Consider the following 19,806-nt stretch of genomic DNA (forward strand, 5'->3'; position numbering starts at 1 on the left):
CTCCTCGCTTGCTCGTTCAACTACGTCCTAGCCTTTGACACCGCCCAGTGTCAGCCCCGAGATCAAATGCTTCTGCACGATAAAGGTCAATACGATGGCCGGGATGATGATGATGACCGCCATCGCGCACATGCCCGCCCAATCGACGGAGAACTGCGCCGTAAAATCCATCAGCCCTACGGGCAGAGTCTTCGTATCGGGGCTCCGGCAAAGCTGGGTGGCAAGCGCGAACTCGTTCCAGCTCGTCAGAAAGGCAAAGATGCCAGCCGAGGCAATGCCGGAACGTGCCAGCGGCAACTCGATGCGCCAGAAGGCCTGCCATCGGTTGCAGCCGTCGATCATCGCGGCCTGCGAGAGTTCGATAGGCACCTCGCGAAAGAAGCCGTCGATCAGCCAGACCGTAAATGGCACATTCATGGCCAGATACACGATGATCACGCCAAGGCGCGTATCGAGCAGTCCGGTCCACGCCCACAGAATGAAGATCGGCAACGACAGCGCAATGCCGGGAATCGCACGCGTAAGCATCAGCAGCACGAACAGCAGATTCTTGCGGCGGAATTCGAAGCGGGCAAACGCGTAGCCGCCCAGCACGCCGACCGCGAGCGCAGCGGCGGTGCTGACGCAGGAGATGATCACCGAATTGACGAAGTACTGCCGGATGGGCAACGAAGCCATCTGACCGAAGCCGAACATGCTGCGGAAATTGTCGAGCGTGTAGCCGCTCGCATTGAACGGCGACTGATTCGACAGAATCGCGACGTTCGAGCGAAACGCGTTCAGCACGACCCACAGGCCCGGCAGACAGATAATGGCCATCACCACGAACACGCCGAACCACAGCGCGCACTGATTGAACAGACGCGGCCAGTTGAACGGCACATCGCTCGCGCGGCTTGAAGTGAGATCGCTCATGATGTCAGGCGGGCCCCATGTGCCGCCGCGCGGCGTTGAGTTTGCGGAAGAAATACAGCGTGAACGCAATCGACACCAGCACCGAAACATAGGCGATCGCGTTGGCGTAACCCATGTGCGAATCGTCGTAGGCAATGCGGCCCACCATCGTCCATAGCAGTTCGGTTCTGCCGCCGGGGCCGCCGTTCGTCATGATGCGCACGATGTCGTAGGCGCGTCCCACGTCCAGCGAGCGAATCGTCATGGCGATGTAGATGAACGGCATCAGGTAAGGCAGCGTCACGTATCTGAAGGTCTGCCACGGCGTGCAGCCATCCACCTTCGACGCTTCAATCGGGTCTTTCGGCAAGGCCATCAAACCGGCCAGCAGAATCACGGCGAATACCGGCGTGGAGTTCCACACTTCGGCGGCGATCAGCGAAGCAAGCGCCGAGTTCTCGTTCACCAGAAACGGAATCGCCGTCTTGAAGCCGAACACCGATTGCAGAATGCTGTTGATCACGCCCGTGCTGTCGTTCAGCATGAACTTGAACTGGAAACCCACCAGCACCGGCGAAAACATCATGGGAAACATCATCACGGTTCGCAATGCACGTTGCCCGACCGTGACCTTGTTCAACAACAAAGCGATGCCCAACCCCACCAACATTTCGAGGTTGAGTGCGATGGTGAGGAACAGGATGGTCCGCCCGAAGGCCGCCCAGAAGTCGCCATTCGAAAACGCCCGCAGATAATTGCGCACGCCGATGAAATGCGTCAGCGTGTCGGGGTCCGTGAGCCGATACGACGTGAAGCTCGTATAGAGCGAGAAAAGCAAGGGCAGCAAGACCACGATCGCCACCGAAACGAACGCGGGCAACAGCAGCTTTACCGGCAGCGACAGCCGCTCGCGCACCGCCTGAAGATGCAGCGTGGTGCCCGTCTCGCGACGGGACTCTGCTGCCACACCGTTATTGCTGCGGGAATCTGCGCTCATCGTCATTCGTTGTCGGCGGCGTCTTGCATGATGTCGGAAACCTTTTTCGCGGCGTCGTTCAGCGCCTGCGTCGAGGTCTTGTCGCCGATGATGGCTTTTTGCAGTTCCGGCCACAGCGCATTGGAGATTTCATTCCACTGCGCGACGCGTGGCGGCGTAAAGGAGTCGTCCTTGGCGGCCTCGCTGAACACGCTGATGGCGTTTGCCATATACAGGTCGTGCTTCGCCTCGAATTCCTTCGCGGCGTCGCGCTGCGCATCGAGTCGCGACGGGATCGTGCCCAGACGAGCCTCGATCATCTGCGAATCATGGTTCGTCAGGAATTCAATAAAGCTTGCCGCCACCTCGGGGCGATCGCAGGTCTTGGTGATCGAGAAACTGTGTGAACCCGACCAGCCCGGCCGCCGGTTTCCGGCGCCGAGCGGCGCGCGCACCACGCCCACCTGCCCCGCCACTTTCGAGGTCTTGGGGTCGTTGTAGAACGAGGCAAATCCGGGCCAGTCCATATCGAGCGCCACCTTGCCTGACGCAAAGTTGTTGCCGAGATCGTCCCAGACATAACTCGGCGCGCCTTTGGGCACCACGCCCTGCTTGTACAGATCGACAAACCAGTTGAGCGTCTTCACGCCAATCGGCGAATTGAAGGCCGGCTTCATTTTGCTGTCGAGCAACTGCCCGCCGTTGGCCACCAGCAGTGAATAGAACGTGCCGGTCAGCGCTTCATCCTTGCCGGGAAACTGCGTGCCGTAGAAATTCGGCGCCTTGGTAAAGAACTTCGCCTGCTGCGTAAATTCGGCGTAGTCTTTCGGCGGTTCGAGCGGCTTGCCGAATTCCTTGCGATACGCCGCCTGATTGGCCGGATCGTCGAACGCGGCCTTGTCGTAGTACAACGCCTCGATATCCGTGGAGCGCGGAATCTGAATCAGATGTCCTTTTACTTCGGACTGCTTCAGGAGATTCGGCGCGTATTGCGCCAGTACGTCCGGCGGGAACAAGCCTTTCAGATCGCGGAAAATGGGGTATTGGGCCGCAAAATTGGTGTGATTCGACGACACGCAGTAGTCGATATGATTCGAGGCAATGTCCTGCTTCAGTTCGCGGTCGAGTTCGAAATGGCTCTTGCGCGAAATGATTTCCACTTTGGCGCCGGTCTGCTTTTCCCATTCGGGGATGCGCGTGTACAGCGCCTCGTATTGCACGCCGCCAATCAGCTTGACTCTGAGCGTGTAACCCTTGTATTCGTTATCCGCATGCGCGGCGCCGGACGACACCACGGCGACGGCGAGCGCCGCAGCCGACAATGCGATCCGCACGAGCGCGCCTTTCGTGGACTGACCGGACTTGCCGGGCTCGCCGGACTGTTGCTGTGGTAGAGCTTGCATCGTATGTCTCCTTGACCGCTTTCTTGTAGGGTGAGCGCTAGCGCATCCGGCGCCCGGTGTCTGGATCGAACAGATAGATATGGTCGACAGCGGCTGAAAGCCGTGCTGCCGACACCGCTTGCGGCGCCGCCCTGCCGTTCACGATCACGCAGCACGACTGCCCGGCAATGGAGCCAAACAGTTCCGTGCTGGCACCGGTGGGCTCGGTCACGTCGACCACGAACGGCAAGCCCGCTTCGGCCAGTTGCAGATGCTCAGGGCGCACGCCAATCGAAACCGGCATGCCGTCAGCCGCATGCACCGTCGGCGCGGGCAGCGCGAAATCGCCGATGCGTACGCGCGCGCCGTCCGCCGTCTGCTCGTATCGTCCCGAGAACACGTTCATGGCGGGCGAACCAATGAAGCTCGCAACAAACAGGTTGTCCGGATCGTCATACAGGTCGAGCGGCGCGCCCATCTGCTCGATCACGCCACCGTTTAGCACAACGATGCGATCGGCCATCGTCATGGCCTCGATCTGATCGTGTGTCACATACACCGTGGTCGCTTTCAGGCGCTGATGCAGCGCCCGAATCTCCGCGCGCATCTGCACGCGCAATTTAGCGTCGAGATTGGAGAGCGGCTCGTCGAAGAGAAACACCTTCGGGTCGCGCACGATGGCACGGCCCATCGCCACCCGCTGCCGTTGCCCGCCTGACAGATGGCGCGGGTAACGGTCGAGCAGATCGCCGAGGCCCAGTATCGAGGCGGCCTCTTTGGCGCGGGCGTCGATCTCCGTGGGCGTCAGTTCGCGCAGCTTCAGCGCGAAGGTGAGGTTCTCGCGCACGCTCATGTGCGGATAGAGCGCGTAGTTCTGAAACACCATCGCGATGTCGCGATCTTTTGGCGGCAGTTGATTCACCACGCGGCCGTCGATCAGGATCCGGCCGTGCGTGACGCCTTCGAGGCCCGCCAGCGCGCGCAGCAAGGTGGATTTGCCGCAGCCGCTCGGCCCGACGAGCACGAGGAACTCGCCGTCCCGCACCTTGAGGTCGATCTGCTTGAGCACCTGCACGGCGCCAAAGGACTTCTGGACCTGCTCGAACGCTACCTCGGCCATGCCACTGTCTCCGTCGTCATGACTGCGTCTGTGCGGACGCGAAGGCTTATCCCCAGCTTCCGCGTTCAGTACGCACCCGCATCCGTACAGAATCATTTTATTCATAAAACGTTTTTTTATACATAAAATGTCTCTCAGTACTTTCCCGACCCATCCCAACCGGCCGCCAGCGTGCCGGCCACCTTTACAATTGCGGCATACGCCCACCCTCGCATTGCGGAATCGGCTTCCTTGTCATCAGGAGCAACGTTGGACACGACGCGCTACTCGGCTCCGGCCCTCGAAAAAGGCCTGGACATCATTGAACTGCTGGCGGAACACCCGGAAGGGCTGTCGCTCGGCGAACTGGCCAAGGCGCTTGGCCGCACCACGGCGGAAATTTTCCGCATGGTCGTGACGCTGCAAACGCGCGGCTATCTGATGGAACTGGGCGAACGCTACGCACTTTCGCTGTTGCTGTTTCAGTTGGCGCACCGCCATCAGCCGGTGCGTTCACTGGTGTCCACGGCGCTGCCGCTCATGACGCAGCTTGCCAATGAAGTGAAGCAGTCGTTCCACCTGTGCGTGTATCAGGCGGGCCGCGTGATCATCGTCGCGGGTGTGGAAAGTCCCGAGCGTTGGGGCTTTTCGTTGAAAGTGGGCACCTTGATCGGCATGACTGACACGGCATCTGGCCAGGTGCTGATGGCGTTCCAGGAAGATCAGGAGCGCGAACAGATGTTGGCGCTGCATGTGCCGGTGGATGGCGAGCGGCCCGTGAATGCGAGCACCCTCACGCATGATTTGACGCAGATCCGCCAGCACGGTTTCGCGCGCATGCCGAGCCGCCAGGTCAAAGGCGTACGCAATCTCGCGTATCCGGTGTTTGGCCGCAATGGCCATGCCATTGCTTCGCTGACCACGCCATATATCGAACGCATCGACGACGCGCCGGTGCCTTCCATTGCCGAGGTGGGTGCGCGCATGAAGGACGCCGCCGACACGCTGACCACGCTGATGGGCCTGAACGTCTACTGGGACGCCGCTCATCCTGGCGCGAAAGAGTAAAGCGCATCTGCACGACAATGAGCGGCGCCGCTGCTGGAGACCTGCACGCTGACGAATTTCTGGTTGAACGTTGATTCACTCTGCCATTCGCGATACTCTTGATTCGTTCGTGGTCGTCGAATGCAAGTCAACCCGGAGACAACCATTTCGTGAAGCGAGCATGGGCATTCCCCTGCCTCCTCTTCTTGTGCGCGGTCCTGTATGGATGCAACAAGGGTGGATCGCAAAACGCTAATCCGGAGCAGAGCGCATCCGCGAGTCAGGCGGCCTCCGCTGCGGCTCAGGCCGCGAGCGACACAACGGTCGCTTCGGGCGTGCAACCAGGCGGCGCACTGGTTGCCGTCACCAAGGCGCAATTGCCCGCAGAAGCTGCCGAGACCCTTCGTCTGATCAAAACAGGCGGCCCCTTCCCCTTCGCTGAAGACGGTGTCCTGTTTCGCAACAGCGCGGCATTGCTGCCGCAGCATCCCCGCGGTTATTACCACGCCTATACGGTGCGCACGCCTGGCTCCACGGATCGCGGCCAACGCCGCATCGTCTGCGGTGGACTGCGCAAGCAGACCAGCGACTGCTACTACACCGAGGATTACTACGTCACTTTCAAGCGCATTGCGGATTGAGGCGCAGTGGCGCGAACGGCAATGGTTGCACGCGCATCGAAGCGCGCAACCAGCAAGCGCGTGCCCGCCATTGCGCGTTCAGATCAGCGCCGCATGACGCCGTGGCGTGAGCAAGGCCAGCACGATCGCAACGATCAAAAGTGCGGGGACGTCCCCCAGAAGATGGCCACGGTGCTCGGGATACGCGAAGGATTGCGCGGCCATGATGACGCCGTGCACGACGCTCGACCACACGGTAAACCAGATCAGGCTCCGGTTGGCGAGCGGGTCTCGCGAGGCGAGCAGGAGAAAGACGCCCAGGGTGGCGTAGATTCCGAGAATCATTTGCAGGTACAACGACTGACCGCTGTGATGCCACGCCCAGCCCTCCGGCCACACGATCGTGAGCGGATACACGCCCACCACAAAGATAAGGCCGACCACCACCAACGCAACACGCAGGAATTTGACGCGATCTGGCGTATTCATCAGACCCTCCTCGGCAACCTTCGCCCCCGCATACGCGGAGAAATGAGCACGAAATAAACGCGAAATAAACGCGAAATGAACGGGCAGCGCATGCGCGTGCCTCGCTCATTTTGAACTCATTCTTCGTGCTTACCATAGCTTTTGCCGATCTCGTTTCACTACCCGGATCGAAGCTAACCGTCATGCTGGAGAATCGCCATGAACACGCTTTTTCGCTCTACCCTCCTCGCCGCTGCGATCGTTCTGCCCACGGCCGCCTTTGCGCAATCTGTCGCCCCGGTCGCGCAGAATCAAACGGATCAGACTCAGGTTGTATTAATTGCGTACGACGCTGATGTTCACACGCATGCGGCAAACGAACCCGTGACGAAGCACGCCAGCACGCCTTCTGACACGTCATTCAATCCCGCCGCCGACGTCGGCCTGAAGTCGATCTATCTGCGTCATTGACGCGATTCGCGACGACAGGTCCCTCTGCACGGTGTTCCTGCCCGCCAGGCGTTGACACGACGCGCGGCGCGTCTGATCATTAGCTCGCTCATGGAGCGAATGTATGTTTGAGTCCGCGCAGTCAGCTAAAGTGTGCGGACTGCAAGCGTGGTCAACGAACGAGGATAGGGAACATGGCAGAAGAACTGCAAGGCAAGGTCGCGGTCGTCACGGGTGCGGCATCCGGCATTGGCCTCGCCAGCACCGAAGCGCTATTGGCGGCCGGTGCGCGCGTGGTACTGGTGGACCGCGACGAAGCGGCACTCACATCGGTTTGCAACCAGCACGGTGACGCCGCCATTCCGCTCGTCGTCGATCTGCTCGATCCGGCCGCCTGTGCGGCACTCGTCCCACGCGTTCTGGAGATCACTGGGCAGATCGACATCCTGCACGCGAACGCAGGCATTTACGTGGGCGGCGATCTGGTGGACGCCGACACGGCCGCGATCGACCGCATGCTGAATCTCAACATCAACGTCGTGATGAAAAATATCCACGACGTCTTGCCCCATATGATCGAACGCCGCACCGGCGACATCATCGTGACGAGTTCGCTGGCCGCGCATTTTCCGACGCCGTGGGAACCGGTCTATGCGTCGTCCAAATGGGCGGTCAACTGCTTCGTGCAGACCGTGCGGCGTCAGGTCTTCAAGCACGGCATTCGCGTGGGTTCGGTGTCGCCGGGTCCCGTGATCAGCGCGCTGCTCGCGGACTGGCCCGAGGAAAAACTGAAGGAAGCCAAGGAATCGGGCAGCCTGATCGAGCCGGCCGAGGTCGCTGAAGTGATTCTCTTCATGTTGACGCGGCAGCGCGGCATGACCATTCGCGACGTGATCGTGATGCCGACCAACTTCGATCTCTGAGTTCAGTCTCGCACAAACGCGCGTAAAAACAGCCGGATATTCAAGCGTAGGGACAAGCACACCCCGGCAATGGCCGCTCGCCAACCGATGCGAGGCCAGCCATTGCCGCTTTAGGCGTTGCAGACCTCAGCGGCCCGTTTCCGTGATCGCGCTGTAGACCAGCGTGCGCAACTGACGACGCACCGGGTAGGCACTCGACGGCAACATTTGCGTGAGAAAGACCACGATGAGATCTTCGAGCGGATCGACCCAGAAGAAGGTACTCGCCGCGCCGCCCCAGAAAAAGTCGCCTGCGCTGCCGGGAATCAGCGTGGTGGAAGGCGTCAGGGTGGTGGCAAAGCCAAGTCCAAAGCCGACGCCCTCGTAGGTGGCCTCGCTGAACATCGAGCGTGACAGACGCGGCAGATCGACACCGCCCGGCAGATGGTTCGCGGTCATCAGGGCCAGTGTCTTGGGACCGAGCAGACGCACACCATCCAGTTCGCCACCCTGCAGCAGCATGCGCGAAAAACGCATGTAGTCCGCTGCGGTAGACACCAGACCGCCGCCACCCGAGATAAAGCTGGGCGGCTTCAGATACGGGCTGCTACGCGGATCGTCCTGCAACACCGGCGCAGGTGCCGACACCTTTGAACCGAGCGCGCCGATCGCGTAGCACGCGCAGAAGCGGGCCACTTTCTCTTCCGGCACGTAGAAGTCCGTGTCGACCATCCCCAGTGGTTTGAAGATCCGCTCCTTGAGAAAGACCTCGAACGGCATGCCGCTGACCTTGCCGACGATATAGCCGAGCACGTCGGTGGCCACCGAATAATTCCATGCTTCGCCCGGCGAGAATTCGAGCGGCAACGTGGCGAGCTTGTCGATCATCTCGTCCAGCGTGCCCTCGGTGGCCAGGTCGCCGATTTTCAGCTTGCGATAGGCAGCATCGACGTTGCTGTTCTGCTGAAAACCGTAGGTCAGGCCCGAGGTGTGACGCAGCAGATCGACCACGAGCATCGGTCGCGCAACCGGCCGCGTCTGGAAGCTCTCCATGAAGCCGCCCGCATGTACGCCGAGTTTTTCCCACGCGGGGATGTACTTGCTGACGGGATCGTCGAGCGCGATCTTGCACTGCTCGACCAGCATCATGAGCGCCACCGACGTGATGGGCTTGGTCATCGAGTAGATCCGGAAGATCGAATCTTCGGCGAGCGGCACCTGCCGTTCCCGATCGGCGAGACCGAGTACCGAGTTCAACGCGAGATCGCCGCGCCGCCATACCTGGATCAGCGTACCCGCCAGCTTGCCGGTGGCAATGTAGTTATCGTCGACGAACCGCTCGATCCGTTCCAGCCGTTCACCCGACATTCCCAGCTCGTGCCTGCCTGCCATACTCATGCCGTCTCCTGTGTTGAGTGCCGCATCATGATACGGGTGTCAGAATAAGTCATTCTTGCGCATCCCGCTTTGCATCTTCCGCTTTGTGCCTGGCGTCATGCATCTCCCGTTTTGTATCTCACCCTGCATCTCCCCGGAACGCGCGCTGCCTTACTTAAGTCTTACTTAAGCGTTGCTTCAATATCATCGACGTTCCAACGAGGAGTACGCGATGAAACAGGACACGGTAAGTTTTGCGAGGCATGCGGTGAGCAAGGTCCCAGAAGTGACACTCGGCTTCTGGGTCATCAAGGTCGCCGCCACCACGCTCGGAGAAACCGGCGGCGACTGGGTGTCGATGTCGCTGAACCTCGGCTACCTGATCGGCTCCGCTATCTTCCTCGTTCTGTTCGTCGGCCTTGTTTGCGCGCAGGTGAAAGCCTCGGACTTCCGGCGCTATCTGTACTGGGCAACCATCGTGGCCACCACGACGCTCGGCACGACGCTCGCGGATTTCGCGGATCGCTCGCTGGGTGTCGGCTATCCCGGCGGCACCGCCATCGTCGTGAGCTTGCTGGTGCTCAGTCTCGCGCTGTGGTACCGATCGGAAGGGACGGTCTCCGTCGAAAGCATTGTCACGGCCAGAGCGGAATGGTTTTACTGGGTGACGATCCTGTTCTCGCAGACCCTCGGAACAGCATTGGGAGACTGGGTGGCGGGCGACGACCGCGGCGGTCTGGGCATCGGCTACGAGTACGGCGCCATGCTCTTCGGCGCGGGCCTGGTCATCGTGGCGGCGCTGTATGTGTGGACCCGCGTGTCGCGAACCGCCCTCTTCTGGGCCGCGTTCATCCTCACGCGGCCGCTGGGCGCAACCCTCGGCGATTTCCTCGATAAACCCGTTGCGCAAGGTGGCCTGCATATCAGCCGCCTGTACGCGTCCGCGATTTTGCTGGTCTTCATCGTGGCCTGCATCGCGTTGATTCCGCAACGCGCCGCGCGGCGCGGCCCGGCGGTTTGAGGCGGCGGCACTCAGGGAGGCCGGCGGGTTTGCCAACGCGTCTGCTAACGGATTTGCGAACGAATTTGCCAGCGGGTTTGCAAACATCGCGCCGGCGTTGCTTGCCTTAATGCGCGAATCCGGTGCACTCTGCGGGAGGTGCACGGCCGCCACCGGACGCGCATCGTGCCTCCTGACACTGCGCCGCCCGCGTCAACCATGAGTAACGACGACCCCGTCAGACGTTCTGCCGAGCATCCCGAGGAGGCCGCTCCCGCCGAATCGGGCCCGAGCCACGCCGCCTACCGCGTCGGCATTTCGTGGTTCGATCTGGTGGTCTCGCTCGGCATCATCGTGATTGTCGGCGCGGTGGTGATCTGGGTGGCGATTCGCATCATCCAGCCCGCGCCGCCGGATACGCTGACCATTTCGGCCGGCCCCGAGTACAGCCGCTTCTGGTATGCCGCGCAGAAGTACAAGGAGATCCTCGCGCGCAACGGCGTGACGCTGCGCGTGCTGAGCTCGTCGGGCACACTCGAAAATCTCGAACGGCTCGCCGACCCCACCTTCCATGTCGACCTCGGCTTCGTGCAAAGCGGCCTGACGAGCATTCCCAGCGTGATCTCTCCCGACACGCGGCAAGCGGGGCTGATGTCGCTCGGCAGCGTCAGCAACTGGCCGCTGTTCGTTTTCTATCGCGGCCCCGAACTCACGCGGCTTTCCGAATTCAAGGGCAAGCGGCTCGCCATTGGCCGCGAAGGCAGCGGCACGCGCCAGATCGTGCTGTTACTGCTGCGTGCCAACGGAGTCGAACCGGAAGATAGCGCGCAGATGCTGCCGCTCGTCGGCGAAGAGGCGGTGAATGCCTTGCTCACCAACCAGGTGGACGTGGCCTTTCTGACCTCGGATTCGGCCCGGCCCGCGCTGATGGAAAAAATGATTCGCACACCGGATATTCGGCTGCTGAACTTCACGCAGGCAAAAGCGTACGTGCGCAGCTTCCCGTTTCTGAGCACCTTCGACGTGCCAATGGGCGCGTTCGATCTGGCCGACAACCTGCCGCCCACCCCCACGACCACCGTGCAGACCACAGTGGAGCTGATCGCGCGCAACACGCTGCATCCGGCGCTCTCCGATCTGCTGATCGAGGCCGCCGGCGAGGTGCATGGCGGAGCCAGTCTGCTACAGAGCGCCGGCGAATTTCCGGCACCCGTGGCCCACGATTTTCCCTTGAGTCCCGATGCCGCGCGCTACTACAAGTCCGGCAAAAGCTTCCTCTACCGGATCATGCCGTTCTGGCTCGCGAGCCTCGTCGACCGTTTGCTGGTGCTGGTGGTGCCGATCGTCGTGGTGCTGATTCCCGCGCTGCGTTTCGTGCCACCGCTCTACGCATGGCGTATCAAGTCGCGCTTCCATCGCCGCTATGGCGAGCTGATCGTCCTCGAACGCAGCGTGCTCGACAATCCTTGCGAGGAGAATTTCGTCGCCTTCAACCAGAAGCTCGACGCCATCGAACAAGGCCTCAACAAACTGCGCATGCCAGCCGCGTATGCCGACCACTTCTACGCGCTGCGCGAACACATCAGCTACGTGCGCGCCCAGATCGCCGCGCTTCGAACCGGCCAGTGAGCGCGGCAGATTCGCAATCGTCTGATTAGATTGGGCGCGCGATTATCCGGAAATCAAGGATTGTCATTCCCCGCTTTGACGGCTTCTCACGTCGCCCGATGCAGCGCATTCTTGGCCCACCTTATCCCCGCTGAGCAGCGACACACGAGCACCGCACCAACGTGTCGACCCGGCGTTACCGGAGCCATGATCATGAATCGACGTACCTTCCTCACTGCGGCTGCCGCTGGCGCCGTCGTCAACGCGGTCAACGCCGTACCGGCCTGGGCCGCCAGCCACGGCATCAAGGCCATCGGCTTCGACGGCCTTGCGCTGTTCGATCCACGACCCATCTTCGCGCTGGCCGAGCAGTTCTTCCCCGGTCAGGGCGCGGCCCTCGTGGCAACCTGGCGCGGTCGGCAGTTCGATTACACCTGGTTGCGCACGATGACGGGCACCTACGTGGATTTCATTCAGGTCACCGGCGACGCGCTCGCCTTCGCCGCGGATGCCGAGAAGCTCACCGTCACGCCCGAGCAGCGTCAGCAATTGCTGGCAGGCTTCATGAACATGAAAGCATGGCCCGACGTGGTGCCGGTTCTCAAGACCCTGAAAAAGCGCGGCCTGGGACTCGCGCCGCTGACGGACTTCAGCGTGCCCATGCTGGAAGCGGCAATCCGCAATTCGCAACTGGAAGGGGTATTCGACCACCTGTTGTCCACGGACCTGGTGCGGGCGTACAAGCCCGATCCGCGTTCGTATCAGATGGGCGTGGATGCATTTGGGTTGCAGCGTGAAGAAATCGCTTTCGTGGCGTTTGGCGGCTGGGATGCGGCCGGCGCGAAAACGTTCGGATACCCAACTATCTGGATGAATCGTCTGAACGTGCCGACCGAACATCTGGGCGTGCTGCCGGATGCGATCGCCGCCAACTTCGAAGCGTTGCCGGGCTTCGTCGGTCAGTGACGGCAACGCTGGTTCAGCTCGACGGCCATCGCTACACAACGGTCGTCGAGCAGCCTTCGTTACGAGCCGCCAAACCAGTTATAGCCCTGATCCACCCAATAGCCGCCCGGAAACGTGTTGGTGACAAAAATCTCCATGATGTGCTTGGGATTCTTGTAGCCGAGTTTGGTCGGCATTCTGAGCTTCATCGGATAGCCGTATTTTTCGGGTAACTGCTGGCCGTCGTAGGTGAACGTCAACAGCGTTTGCGGATGCAGCGCGGTGGGCATGTCGATGCTCTCGTAGTAGTCGTCCGCGCATTTGAAGCCGACGTATTTCGCTGAGGTATCCGCGCCAATACGCTTGAGAAATTCCGAGAACGGTGTGCCACCCCAGCGGCCAATCGCACTCCAGCCTTCCACGCAAATGTGCCGGGTGATCTGCTCAGCCTTCGGCAATGCGTACAGCTCGGGCAGCGTCCAGGTCTTGCTGTCCTGCACGAGACCGCTTACTTTCAGGCGGAAATCGCTGCCATCGACATGCGGCACGTCGTCGATCCCGTAGAAGGCGTTAAACGGGAACGGGCGCGTGATCTCGGCTTCGGTGTAGGTCGGCGCGAGACGGTGCGGATCGAACAGCCAGCCTTGCACGCTATCGTTGATGCGCGACACGCGCGATAAAAACGTCTCCACCGATTTGTCGTCCGACAGGCTGCAACCGGTCAGCATGGCGAGGCCGCCGAGCGTGAGAATGCGCTTGCCGAACAGGCGGCGCGACGGCATGTCGAGTTCACGCCGCACGTCGATGCTCAGCGATTCGCGGTCGATGCTCGCGCGGGTCGTGTCGGTTGCATCGGTTGATGAGAAAAGTTTGAATGGCTTCATGATGGTCCTCCCGCCTAGCGGCCACGAATCATCGTAAGCAACGAGCGCGGCACGAGCGCCACCATCGTCAGATGAACAACCACGAAGCCGGCCAGCAGCGACATGGCGCAGAAATGCACGACGCGCGCGCGGTCGTAGCCGCCCATCAATTCGCGCAGCACGGGAAACTGCACCGATTTCCAGATCGCCAGTCCCGACAGGATCAGGACGGCGATATCCACCATCACGAACAGATAGGCGAATTTCTGCACCGCGTTATAACGGCTTGGGTCCGCGTGCGACAGATGACCTTGCAGCGCCTGCGCGAGATCGCGCAGAATCGCGCGCGGCGAGAGCGGAAAAAACTTCGAGAGGAAGCGTCCGGTCACGAGATTCATCACCAGATAAAAGATGCCGTTGAAGAACAGCAGCCACATCGCCGCGAAGTGCCATTGCAGCGCGCCGCCCAACCATCCGCCCAGCGTGATGCCATGCGGAATCGTGAAGCCCTGGAACACAGGCGACGCATCGTAAATGCGCCAGCCTGAAAGCATCATCAGCACCGCGGCCAGCGCGTTGAGCCAATGCGCGATGCGCACCCACGCGGGCTGCACCGTGCGCGCCGGTCTCTGCGACGCGGCGGAGTTGGGAATCGCATTCATCGAAACTCTCCCGTTTTATCCGTAGAGGGCGTGGCGCTTAGGTACTTCACTCGGCACAGGCCGGCAGTTCGCTGACCTGCAGCACTTCACCGTTCGCCTGGTTTTCGACGAAGGCCACCACGCCGCTGCTGTGTGCGTTACCGGCGCTAGCGGAGTTGCTGGAGTTAGCGGAGCCGCCGGAGCGGTTTGAATACTCGCCAGTAATAGCCGCGTGACCGTCAACCACAGGAACCGGTCCGATCCATTGACGCACGACGCGATCGTGATGCAGGGTCGCGCCGGAGTTTTCGCCCGCCTGTACGTGATTGTCGATGCCGTTCTCGTAGACGGCGACATAGGCGACGGTAGCGTCGGGCAGCTTGCCGGCGGCATGGAACGTGGCGTTGAACATGACGCGACCCGACGGCGCGGAATGCGCGTCGACGTGAATATCGACCGGCGAGGCTTCCTCATTCAGTCGCCTGATCGTCGAGCCGAAGCGCGCCTCGTCCGACCATGCGCGCAGTTCGCGGCCATCCACGAATACTTCGGGCGTGTAGACCGTATGCTGACGCCCCGCCTCGCTCAGACGTTGCTGGCGCGTCGTGAAAGCGGGCTGGTCGAACGGGTCTTTCCAGCCGAGCGTGTCCCAGTAGTCGACGTGCAGCGCGAGCGGCACGACCGTGCTCGTGGTCCGCGACCGATCCAGCTCGCTCAGCCAGTTATCGGCCGGCGGGCAACTGCTGCACCCTTCGCTGGTATACAGCTCCACCAGCGCCACGCGGTGAGGCGGACTGCTGACGCTGCACGACCCGGCAGCCCAGGCATTGGTGCTGGCACCGGCGCCCAGGCCGACGGACAGGATGAGCGCGGCGGCGATCGACATGAAGAACGTGAAGCGCATGGCTGACTCCCGCTCCAATAAGCGAAGCAGTACGAAGATTCGGCGTGCGTTAGCGGCACGCCGGGCACGGCATGGCGCGACTTATTTGCTCATCCCATCGTCTTTTTTCATCGCGTCGGATTTCATCTTGTCGCCGTCCTTGCCCATCGTATCCTTCGCCATCGAGTCCTTGCCCATCGAGTCCTTGCTCATTGCATCCTTGGACATCGAACCCTTGGACATCCCGTCTTTACTCATCGCGTCTTTCGACATCGAATCATTCGACATGGCGCCGCTTGCCTGGGCGAACGCGGAACCACCGCTAACGAGCAACGTGGCTGCGAGTGCTGCGATTGCAATGCTTTTCATGACAACTCCTTCAGTGTTTGTGGTGCGCGCCGCAATGGCGGCCCGATTGGGTTGAGCGTAAAGCTGGTTTGCCGCAACTGCCGATGCGTCATCGTCGCGCATCTGTGAGGTAATACGTCGCGTTGGCCTGCCCGGTTACAGCCGGCACGAAATTCTTTGCCACGGCGCCTGAAACACGCCGCTGCGCTGCAGCAGCGAATGCCCGGGCGCGGGGAGATGGAATAAACTCCTGTTTCCTGTAACCGACGCCCCAGATGAATCGAACTACCGATATCACCGCCGCGCAGGCGAAAGAGGCGCACCTGCGAAGCCTGTTCCTGAAGGGTCTGGACGGCGACGGCGCCGCGTACCGGCAATGCCTCGCGGAACTGGGCGCGCATTTGCGCGGCTTTCTGCGCAGGCGCCTGCACGACGGCGCGTCCGACATCGAGGATCTGGTGCAGGAAATATTGCTGGCGGTTCACAACGGCCGGCATACCTACCGCGCCGAGGAACCGTTGACGGCGTGGATTCACGCCATCGCGCGCTATAAATTGACTGATTACTTTCGGGGACGGGCACGGCACGAAGCGCTGAACGATCCGCTCGACGATGCGTTCGAGTTGCTCGCCACGCCCGATCTCGAGCCGGCGCAGGCAAAGCGCGACCTTGGGAAGCTGCTCGAACAGTTGCCTGACCGGCAGCGGCTGCCCATCGTGCATGTGAAGCTCGAGGGGCTATCCGTAACGGAGACCGCGAAATTGACTGGCTTGTCGGAATCGGCGGTCAAGATCGGCGTGCATCGTGGACTCAAGGCATTAGCGGCAAAGATTCGAGGAACGCGATGAAAACGGACGACCTTATTTCCCTGCTCGCCACCGGTGTCGCGCCCGTGGACCGTCACACGGTCATGAAACGCTTTGCACTGGCCATTCTGGTGGGCATTGTGGGCGCCACGCTGCTCATGTCCAGCGTGCTCGGCGTGCGCCACGATCTGGCCGAGGTGGCCACGACACCCATCTTCTGGGCCAAAGTCGCGTTGCCGCTCTCCCTGATGATCGGCTCGCTGTGGATGTCCACGCGGCTCGCCCGGCCCGGCGTCGCCGTGGGCGGCAGCCGCTGGGCGATCGCCGCGCCGGTCGCCGCCGTGTGGCTGGCCGCCGCCTGGGTATTGATGAGCGCACCGGACAACGCGCGGCTCGCCATCGTGCTCGGCAAGACCTGGCGCATCTGTCCGTTTGCCATTGCGATGCTGTCGACGCCGGGCTTTATCGCCGTCTTCTGGGCGCTCAAGGGCATGGCGCCCACGCGGCTGGCGCTGACGGGCGCCGCGGGCGGGCTGCTGGCCGGTTCGACTGCGACGCTCGCGTATTGCCTGCATTGCCCGGAAATGGGCATCCCTTTCTGGGGTGCCTGGTATCTGCTCGGCATGCTGGTACCGACGGTGGTCGGCGCCCTGCTGGGCCCGCGGTTGTTGCGCTGGTGAGCGGCGCGCGGTGGTGAGTGGTGGTGAGCAGTGATTGCCAGGCGTATCCTCGACGCTTCACCCTTCGCAACGGAGAGAACGATGTCGCACTCCTCGAACAGCCCCACTGCGCCGGCCAGCCGTGGCCAATGCCAGAGCATCGACCTGACCGGCAAGATCGCGCAGATCGACGGTCACTGGCAACCGCGCGTGGTCGCCGAGATGAACGATTACCAGTTCAAGGTCGTCAAGGTTGAAGGCGACTTCCAGTGGCACCGGCACGCGGACACCGACGAAACCTTCGTCGTGCTCGAAGGCGAACTGCAGATCGATTTTCGCGGCGCACCGTCGGGCGACGGCACCATCGTGCTGCGTGCCGGCCAGATGGCCGTGGTGCCGAAGGGTGTCGAACACAAGCCGCGTGCCAACGTGGAAGTCAAAATGCTGCTGATCGAGCCGCGCGGTGTGGTGAACACCGGCGACGGCCCGACTGACGAACGTACCGTCCAGAACGATCAGTGGATCTAGGCGGCCTCAGGTTGGGGTGCTTGGCGTGCTTGCCACGCTGCTCGCCAGACTGATCTTCTCGCTGGTGACGCCTGACGCGCTCACGGTTTCGGTTGGCAGCGCGGCAAGCGCCGCCGCGCCGGGACTAAGCGTGACGATGCTCAAGGCGCCTGACGCATCGGCTGAGGTTGAGGCTGAACCTGCGGCAGCGGCCACCTTGAATGCAGAAGCGGGCGCAGCACCGGGTGTGCCCACTGCGTTGAAGGCTTGCCAGCCGAACAGGGCTTGATACCCTGATGCGGCCGTCGAATTGATGGATGAAGACATACTGAGCTCCCGTGTAGATGTGGACGTCGTGCGCCGGGGAATTCGACTGCCGACACGCTCTTTCGCTTGCCGTCCCGGCGTTTTTGTAGCGCGAAAACTGCGCGCGATAATTGTTGCTGACGACGCCCGCCCGGACCATCTTCGTTCGTCCAAATCTCCTATCGGATCAACCATATTTGCGGGTGTTCTGCGGGCCTGCTGGGGACGTTTTGCCGGGCGACCGTAAGGAGCTTGTCAACCGGAATCCAACCGAGGCTTTCCACCAGAAAATAGTTGGCCGCAGGCCTAAATTCCGGGCGATTTCTTCCGATGACCAGATATATCGCGCTCATCAAAGCCGCGAGTGACAGCGCCACAAGCGCTTTAACCTGGTAGAGGGAATCATGGATGTGAGTCAGTTGGCCGCGCAGTGGAATGACCTGCAATCGCAGGCAACGGATGCCGAGCTATTTCAGCGCGACGCGGAAAAGGCCGGCATGCTTCGCGCCGAAGCCGTTGGCATCGAAAAGCAGCTGAAGGCGGCCGGGTACGACCTGCACTCGCTCGTCACGCTGTAAGCTTCCCGCAAAAAAAAACGATATGAGCACCCGGCTCATATCGCTCACTCAGTGTCCACTCAGTGCCCACTCAGTACCCACTCGGCTTGCGTGGGAAAAGTCGCCGGCGGGTGGAGCCACCAGCGCGTTAGCGTGTCCCGGTTGGCAAGCGCCGCGTTGCCAGGCTAATACAGCACGACCGAGCGGATCGACTCGCCCTTCTTCATCAGATCGAAGCCTTCGTTGATGCGCTCGAGCGGCAGACGATGCGTGATCAGATCGTCGATGTTGAGCTTGCCTTCCATATACCAGTCGACGATCTTCGGCACGTCGGTGCGGCCACGTGCGCCGCCGAACGCCGAGCCTTTCCATTGACGCCCCGTCACCAGCTGGAACGGCCGCGTGCTGATTTCCTCGCCCGCCGCCGCCACGCCGATGATGAACGACTGGCCCCAGCCCTTGTGCGTGCATTCGAGCGCCTGACGCATCACCTTCGTGTTGCCGATGCATTCGAACGAGTAGTCCGCGCCGCCGTCCGTGAGTTGCACGATATGGTCGACCACGTTCTCCACTTCATTCGGGTTGATGAAGTGCGTCATGCCGAACTTCTTTGCCAATTCGACGCGGCCCGGGTTCAGGTCCACGCCAATAATCTTGTCCGCGCCGACCATTTTGGCGCCCTGGATCACGTTCAGCCCGATGCCGCCGAGGCCAAACACCACCACGTTGGCGCCCGCCTCGACCTTGGCCGAGTACACCACCGCGCCGACGCCCGTGGTCACGCCGCAGCCGATGTAGCAGATCTTGTCGAACGGCGCATCCTCGCGCACTTTCGCCACGGCAATTTCCGGCACGACGATGTAGTTCGAAAACGTGGACGTGCCCATGTAGTGAAAGAGCGGCTTGCCATCCAGCGAGAAGCGCGAGGTCGCATCGGGCATCAGGCCTTTGCCCTGGGTGGAGCGGATTGCCTGACACAGGTTGGTCTTGCGCGACAGGCAGAACTTGCACTGACGGCATTCCGGCGTGTAGAGCGGAATCACGTGATCGCCCTTCTTGAGCGTGCCGACACCGGGACCTACATCGACGATCACGCCCGCGCCTTCGTGCCCAAGAATGGCCGGAAAGATGCCTTCGGGGTCCGCGCCTGACAGCGTGTAGTAGTCGGTATGACAGATGCCTGTTGCCTTCACCTCGATCAGCACTTCACCGGCACGCGGTCCTTCCAGATCCACCTCCTCGATGGTCAGGGGTGCGCCTGCTTTCCATGCGATCGCTGCTTTTGTTTTCATCGAGCTGTCCTTTAGGGCATTGACATGCGAAGGGGTCGTGACAGGGGGCTGACGTCGCGATCACGGTAATGGATTGGCAGCGCGGGTTCAGCCGGGAAACTGAGGGGTTTCCATCAAGCGTCCTGCCGGGCCTCGCGGTGCAAGGCGTTTGAATGGAAAACGACTGCGCCGGCAAG

Annotated in this window: 23 protein-coding genes; 11 read left to right on the forward strand and 12 right to left on the reverse strand. The window is 61.5% G+C overall.

Annotated elements, in window-relative coordinates:
* Positions 1 to 27 precede the first annotated feature (27 nt).
* The 4 genes from D0B32_RS22505 to D0B32_RS22525 all read right to left on the reverse strand — a co-directional run bounded on the left by D0B32_RS22505 (position 28) and on the right by D0B32_RS22525 (position 4,372).
* Positions 28 to 819: a carbohydrate ABC transporter permease gene (locus D0B32_RS22505; RefSeq protein WP_117336796.1), complete on the reverse strand. Its 792-nt coding sequence runs from the start codon at positions 817 to 819 to the stop codon at positions 28 to 30.
* 100 nt (positions 820 to 919) lie between these two features.
* Positions 920 to 1,891: a carbohydrate ABC transporter permease gene (locus tag D0B32_RS22510; RefSeq protein ID WP_259295099.1), complete on the reverse strand. Its 972-nt coding sequence runs from the start codon at positions 1,889 to 1,891 to the stop codon at positions 920 to 922.
* Between the two features lie 2 nt (positions 1,892 to 1,893).
* A complete protein-coding gene (locus D0B32_RS22515) occupies positions 1,894 to 3,204 on the reverse strand; it encodes a sugar ABC transporter substrate-binding protein (protein ID WP_310591206.1) in 1,311 nt (436 codons plus the stop codon).
* A gap of 106 nt (positions 3,205 to 3,310) precedes the next feature.
* Complete coding sequence (locus D0B32_RS22525; RefSeq protein WP_117336507.1) at positions 3,311 to 4,372, reverse strand: ABC transporter ATP-binding protein; 1,062 nt, start codon at positions 4,370 to 4,372, stop codon at positions 3,311 to 3,313.
* Between the two features lie 249 nt (positions 4,373 to 4,621).
* Between D0B32_RS22525 and D0B32_RS22530 the strand changes: the two genes are divergently transcribed.
* Together D0B32_RS22530 and D0B32_RS22535 are read left to right on the forward strand one after the other, a co-directional pair.
* Complete coding sequence (locus D0B32_RS22530) at positions 4,622 to 5,419, forward strand: IclR family transcriptional regulator (protein WP_117336508.1); 798 nt, start codon at positions 4,622 to 4,624, stop codon at positions 5,417 to 5,419.
* Positions 5,420 to 5,568: 149 nt separating this feature from the next.
* Positions 5,569 to 6,039 carry a ribonuclease gene (locus D0B32_RS22535; protein WP_117336509.1) on the forward strand — a complete coding sequence of 157 codons (471 nt, stop codon included), beginning with the start codon at positions 5,569 to 5,571 and terminating at the stop codon, positions 6,037 to 6,039.
* Positions 6,040 to 6,117: 78 nt separating this feature from the next.
* Here the strand turns inward: D0B32_RS22535 and D0B32_RS22540 are convergent, their stop codons facing one another.
* Positions 6,118 to 6,507: a DUF6632 domain-containing protein gene (locus D0B32_RS22540; RefSeq protein ID WP_117336510.1), complete on the reverse strand. Its 390-nt coding sequence runs from the start codon at positions 6,505 to 6,507 to the stop codon at positions 6,118 to 6,120.
* 198 nt (positions 6,508 to 6,705) lie between these two features.
* On the opposite strand from D0B32_RS22540, the gene D0B32_RS22545 reads away from it, so the two are divergent.
* Together D0B32_RS22545 and D0B32_RS22550 are read left to right on the forward strand one after the other, a co-directional pair.
* Positions 6,706 to 6,957, forward strand: coding sequence for a hypothetical protein (locus D0B32_RS22545; RefSeq protein WP_117336511.1), 252 nt, complete (start codon positions 6,706 to 6,708; stop codon positions 6,955 to 6,957).
* 173 nt (positions 6,958 to 7,130) lie between these two features.
* Positions 7,131 to 7,859: an SDR family oxidoreductase gene (locus tag D0B32_RS22550; protein ID WP_117336512.1), complete on the forward strand. Its 729-nt coding sequence runs from the start codon at positions 7,131 to 7,133 to the stop codon at positions 7,857 to 7,859.
* A 126-nt stretch (positions 7,860 to 7,985) separates the two neighbouring features.
* On the opposite strand, the gene D0B32_RS22555 is transcribed toward D0B32_RS22550, so the two are convergent.
* Positions 7,986 to 9,236 (reverse strand): serine hydrolase, encoded by a 1,251-nt coding sequence (locus tag D0B32_RS22555; RefSeq protein ID WP_117336513.1) that lies wholly within the window; start codon positions 9,234 to 9,236, stop codon positions 7,986 to 7,988.
* Positions 9,237 to 9,447: 211 nt separating this feature from the next.
* Here D0B32_RS22555 and D0B32_RS22560 point away from each other — a divergent pair, with 211 nt between their 5' ends.
* From D0B32_RS22560 to D0B32_RS22570, 3 genes are all read left to right on the forward strand, one after another.
* Positions 9,448 to 10,236 (forward strand): hypothetical protein, encoded by a 789-nt coding sequence (locus D0B32_RS22560; RefSeq protein ID WP_117336514.1) that lies wholly within the window; start codon positions 9,448 to 9,450, stop codon positions 10,234 to 10,236.
* Between the two features lie 198 nt (positions 10,237 to 10,434).
* A complete protein-coding gene (locus D0B32_RS22565; protein WP_117336515.1) occupies positions 10,435 to 11,844 on the forward strand; it encodes a TAXI family TRAP transporter solute-binding subunit in 1,410 nt (469 codons plus the stop codon).
* Between the two features lie 192 nt (positions 11,845 to 12,036).
* Positions 12,037 to 12,789 carry a haloacid dehalogenase type II gene (locus D0B32_RS22570; RefSeq protein ID WP_220444951.1) on the forward strand — a complete coding sequence of 251 codons (753 nt, stop codon included), beginning with the start codon at positions 12,037 to 12,039 and terminating at the stop codon, positions 12,787 to 12,789.
* Between the two features lie 59 nt (positions 12,790 to 12,848).
* Here D0B32_RS22570 and D0B32_RS22575 read toward each other — a convergent pair whose 3' ends face one another.
* From D0B32_RS22575 to D0B32_RS22590, 4 genes are all read right to left on the reverse strand, one after another.
* Positions 12,849 to 13,652 (reverse strand): molybdopterin-dependent oxidoreductase, encoded by an 804-nt coding sequence (locus D0B32_RS22575; protein WP_117336517.1) that lies wholly within the window; start codon positions 13,650 to 13,652, stop codon positions 12,849 to 12,851.
* A 14-nt stretch (positions 13,653 to 13,666) separates the two neighbouring features.
* Positions 13,667 to 14,293, reverse strand: a complete 627-nt coding sequence (locus tag D0B32_RS22580) for a cytochrome b/b6 domain-containing protein (protein WP_117336518.1) — start codon at positions 14,291 to 14,293, stop codon at positions 13,667 to 13,669.
* 46 nt (positions 14,294 to 14,339) lie between these two features.
* On the reverse strand, positions 14,340 to 15,176 hold the full coding sequence (locus D0B32_RS22585; RefSeq protein ID WP_117336519.1) for a thioredoxin family protein: 837 nt from the start codon (positions 15,174 to 15,176) through the stop codon (positions 14,340 to 14,342).
* Between the two features lie 81 nt (positions 15,177 to 15,257).
* The gene (locus D0B32_RS22590; RefSeq protein WP_117336520.1) at positions 15,258 to 15,524 is read right to left on the reverse strand and encodes a pentapeptide MXKDX repeat protein; all 267 of its coding nucleotides are present in this window, start codon (positions 15,522 to 15,524) and stop codon (positions 15,258 to 15,260) included.
* A gap of 254 nt (positions 15,525 to 15,778) precedes the next feature.
* Between D0B32_RS22590 and D0B32_RS22595 the strand changes: the two genes are divergently transcribed.
* From D0B32_RS22595 to D0B32_RS22605, 3 genes are all read left to right on the forward strand, one after another.
* Positions 15,779 to 16,351 (forward strand): sigma-70 family RNA polymerase sigma factor, encoded by a 573-nt coding sequence (locus tag D0B32_RS22595; protein WP_117336521.1) that lies wholly within the window; start codon positions 15,779 to 15,781, stop codon positions 16,349 to 16,351.
* Positions 16,348 to 16,989 carry a DUF1109 domain-containing protein gene (locus D0B32_RS22600; protein ID WP_117336522.1) on the forward strand — a complete coding sequence of 214 codons (642 nt, stop codon included), beginning with the start codon at positions 16,348 to 16,350 and terminating at the stop codon, positions 16,987 to 16,989. Before D0B32_RS22595 ends, D0B32_RS22600 begins: the two co-directional genes overlap by 4 nt.
* Before the next feature lie 81 nt (positions 16,990 to 17,070).
* On the forward strand, positions 17,071 to 17,496 hold the full coding sequence (locus tag D0B32_RS22605) for a cupin domain-containing protein (protein WP_117336523.1): 426 nt from the start codon (positions 17,071 to 17,073) through the stop codon (positions 17,494 to 17,496).
* A gap of 6 nt (positions 17,497 to 17,502) precedes the next feature.
* On the opposite strand, the gene D0B32_RS22610 is transcribed toward D0B32_RS22605, so the two are convergent.
* Entirely contained in the window at positions 17,503 to 17,802 is a 300-nt protein-coding gene (locus D0B32_RS22610) for a hypothetical protein (RefSeq protein ID WP_117336524.1), read from the reverse strand.
* A gap of 383 nt (positions 17,803 to 18,185) precedes the next feature.
* Here D0B32_RS22610 and D0B32_RS32625 point away from each other — a divergent pair, with 383 nt between their 5' ends.
* Entirely contained in the window at positions 18,186 to 18,359 is a 174-nt protein-coding gene (locus D0B32_RS32625) for a hypothetical protein (RefSeq protein ID WP_181969875.1), read from the forward strand.
* A 164-nt stretch (positions 18,360 to 18,523) separates the two neighbouring features.
* Here the strand turns inward: D0B32_RS32625 and D0B32_RS22615 are convergent, their stop codons facing one another.
* The gene (locus D0B32_RS22615; RefSeq protein ID WP_117334213.1) at positions 18,524 to 19,630 is read right to left on the reverse strand and encodes an S-(hydroxymethyl)glutathione dehydrogenase/class III alcohol dehydrogenase; all 1,107 of its coding nucleotides are present in this window, start codon (positions 19,628 to 19,630) and stop codon (positions 18,524 to 18,526) included.
* Between the last annotated feature and the right edge of the window lie 176 nt (positions 19,631 to 19,806).

The organism is Paraburkholderia sp. DHOC27 (assembly GCF_003429005.1).
Taxonomy (GTDB): domain Bacteria; phylum Pseudomonadota; class Gammaproteobacteria; order Burkholderiales; family Burkholderiaceae; genus Paraburkholderia.

Bases quoted from the DNA above. Each gene is read 5' to 3' on its own strand.
- D0B32_RS22560 (WP_117336514.1), top strand. From the start codon at position 9,448: ATGAAACAGGACACGGTAAGTTTTGCGAGGCATGCGGTGAGCAAGGTC.
- D0B32_RS22565 (WP_117336515.1), top strand. From the start codon at position 10,435: ATGAGTAACGACGACCCCGTCAGACGTTCTGCCGAGCATCCCGAGGAG.
- D0B32_RS22540 (WP_117336510.1), bottom strand. From the start codon at position 6,507: ATGAATACGCCAGATCGCGTCAAATTCCTGCGTGTTGCGTTGGTGGTG.
- D0B32_RS22585 (WP_117336519.1), bottom strand. From the start codon at position 15,176: ATGCGCTTCACGTTCTTCATGTCGATCGCCGCCGCGCTCATCCTGTCC.
- D0B32_RS22600 (WP_117336522.1), top strand. From the start codon at position 16,348: ATGAAAACGGACGACCTTATTTCCCTGCTCGCCACCGGTGTCGCGCCC.
- D0B32_RS22615 (WP_117334213.1), bottom strand. From the start codon at position 19,630: ATGAAAACAAAAGCAGCGATCGCATGGAAAGCAGGCGCACCCCTGACC.
- D0B32_RS22510 (WP_259295099.1), bottom strand. From the start codon at position 1,891: ATGAGCGCAGATTCCCGCAGCAATAACGGTGTGGCAGCAGAGTCCCGT.
- D0B32_RS22550 (WP_117336512.1), top strand. From the start codon at position 7,131: ATGGCAGAAGAACTGCAAGGCAAGGTCGCGGTCGTCACGGGTGCGGCA.
- D0B32_RS22605 (WP_117336523.1), top strand. From the start codon at position 17,071: ATGTCGCACTCCTCGAACAGCCCCACTGCGCCGGCCAGCCGTGGCCAA.
- D0B32_RS22580 (WP_117336518.1), bottom strand. From the start codon at position 14,293: ATGAATGCGATTCCCAACTCCGCCGCGTCGCAGAGACCGGCGCGCACG.
- D0B32_RS22505 (WP_117336796.1), bottom strand. From the start codon at position 819: ATGGCCATTATCTGTCTGCCGGGCCTGTGGGTCGTGCTGAACGCGTTT.
- D0B32_RS22595 (WP_117336521.1), top strand. From the start codon at position 15,779: ATGAATCGAACTACCGATATCACCGCCGCGCAGGCGAAAGAGGCGCAC.
- D0B32_RS22575 (WP_117336517.1), bottom strand. From the start codon at position 13,652: ATGAAGCCATTCAAACTTTTCTCATCAACCGATGCAACCGACACGACC.
- D0B32_RS22590 (WP_117336520.1), bottom strand. From the start codon at position 15,524: ATGAAAAGCATTGCAATCGCAGCACTCGCAGCCACGTTGCTCGTTAGC.
- D0B32_RS22555 (WP_117336513.1), bottom strand. From the start codon at position 9,236: ATGAGTATGGCAGGCAGGCACGAGCTGGGAATGTCGGGTGAACGGCTG.
- D0B32_RS22610 (WP_117336524.1), bottom strand. From the start codon at position 17,802: ATGTCTTCATCCATCAATTCGACGGCCGCATCAGGGTATCAAGCCCTG.
- D0B32_RS22570 (WP_220444951.1), top strand. From the start codon at position 12,037: ATGAATCGACGTACCTTCCTCACTGCGGCTGCCGCTGGCGCCGTCGTC.
- D0B32_RS22525 (WP_117336507.1), bottom strand. From the start codon at position 4,372: ATGGCCGAGGTAGCGTTCGAGCAGGTCCAGAAGTCCTTTGGCGCCGTG.
- D0B32_RS22545 (WP_117336511.1), top strand. From the start codon at position 6,706: ATGAACACGCTTTTTCGCTCTACCCTCCTCGCCGCTGCGATCGTTCTG.
- D0B32_RS32625 (WP_181969875.1), top strand. From the start codon at position 18,186: ATGGATGTGAGTCAGTTGGCCGCGCAGTGGAATGACCTGCAATCGCAG.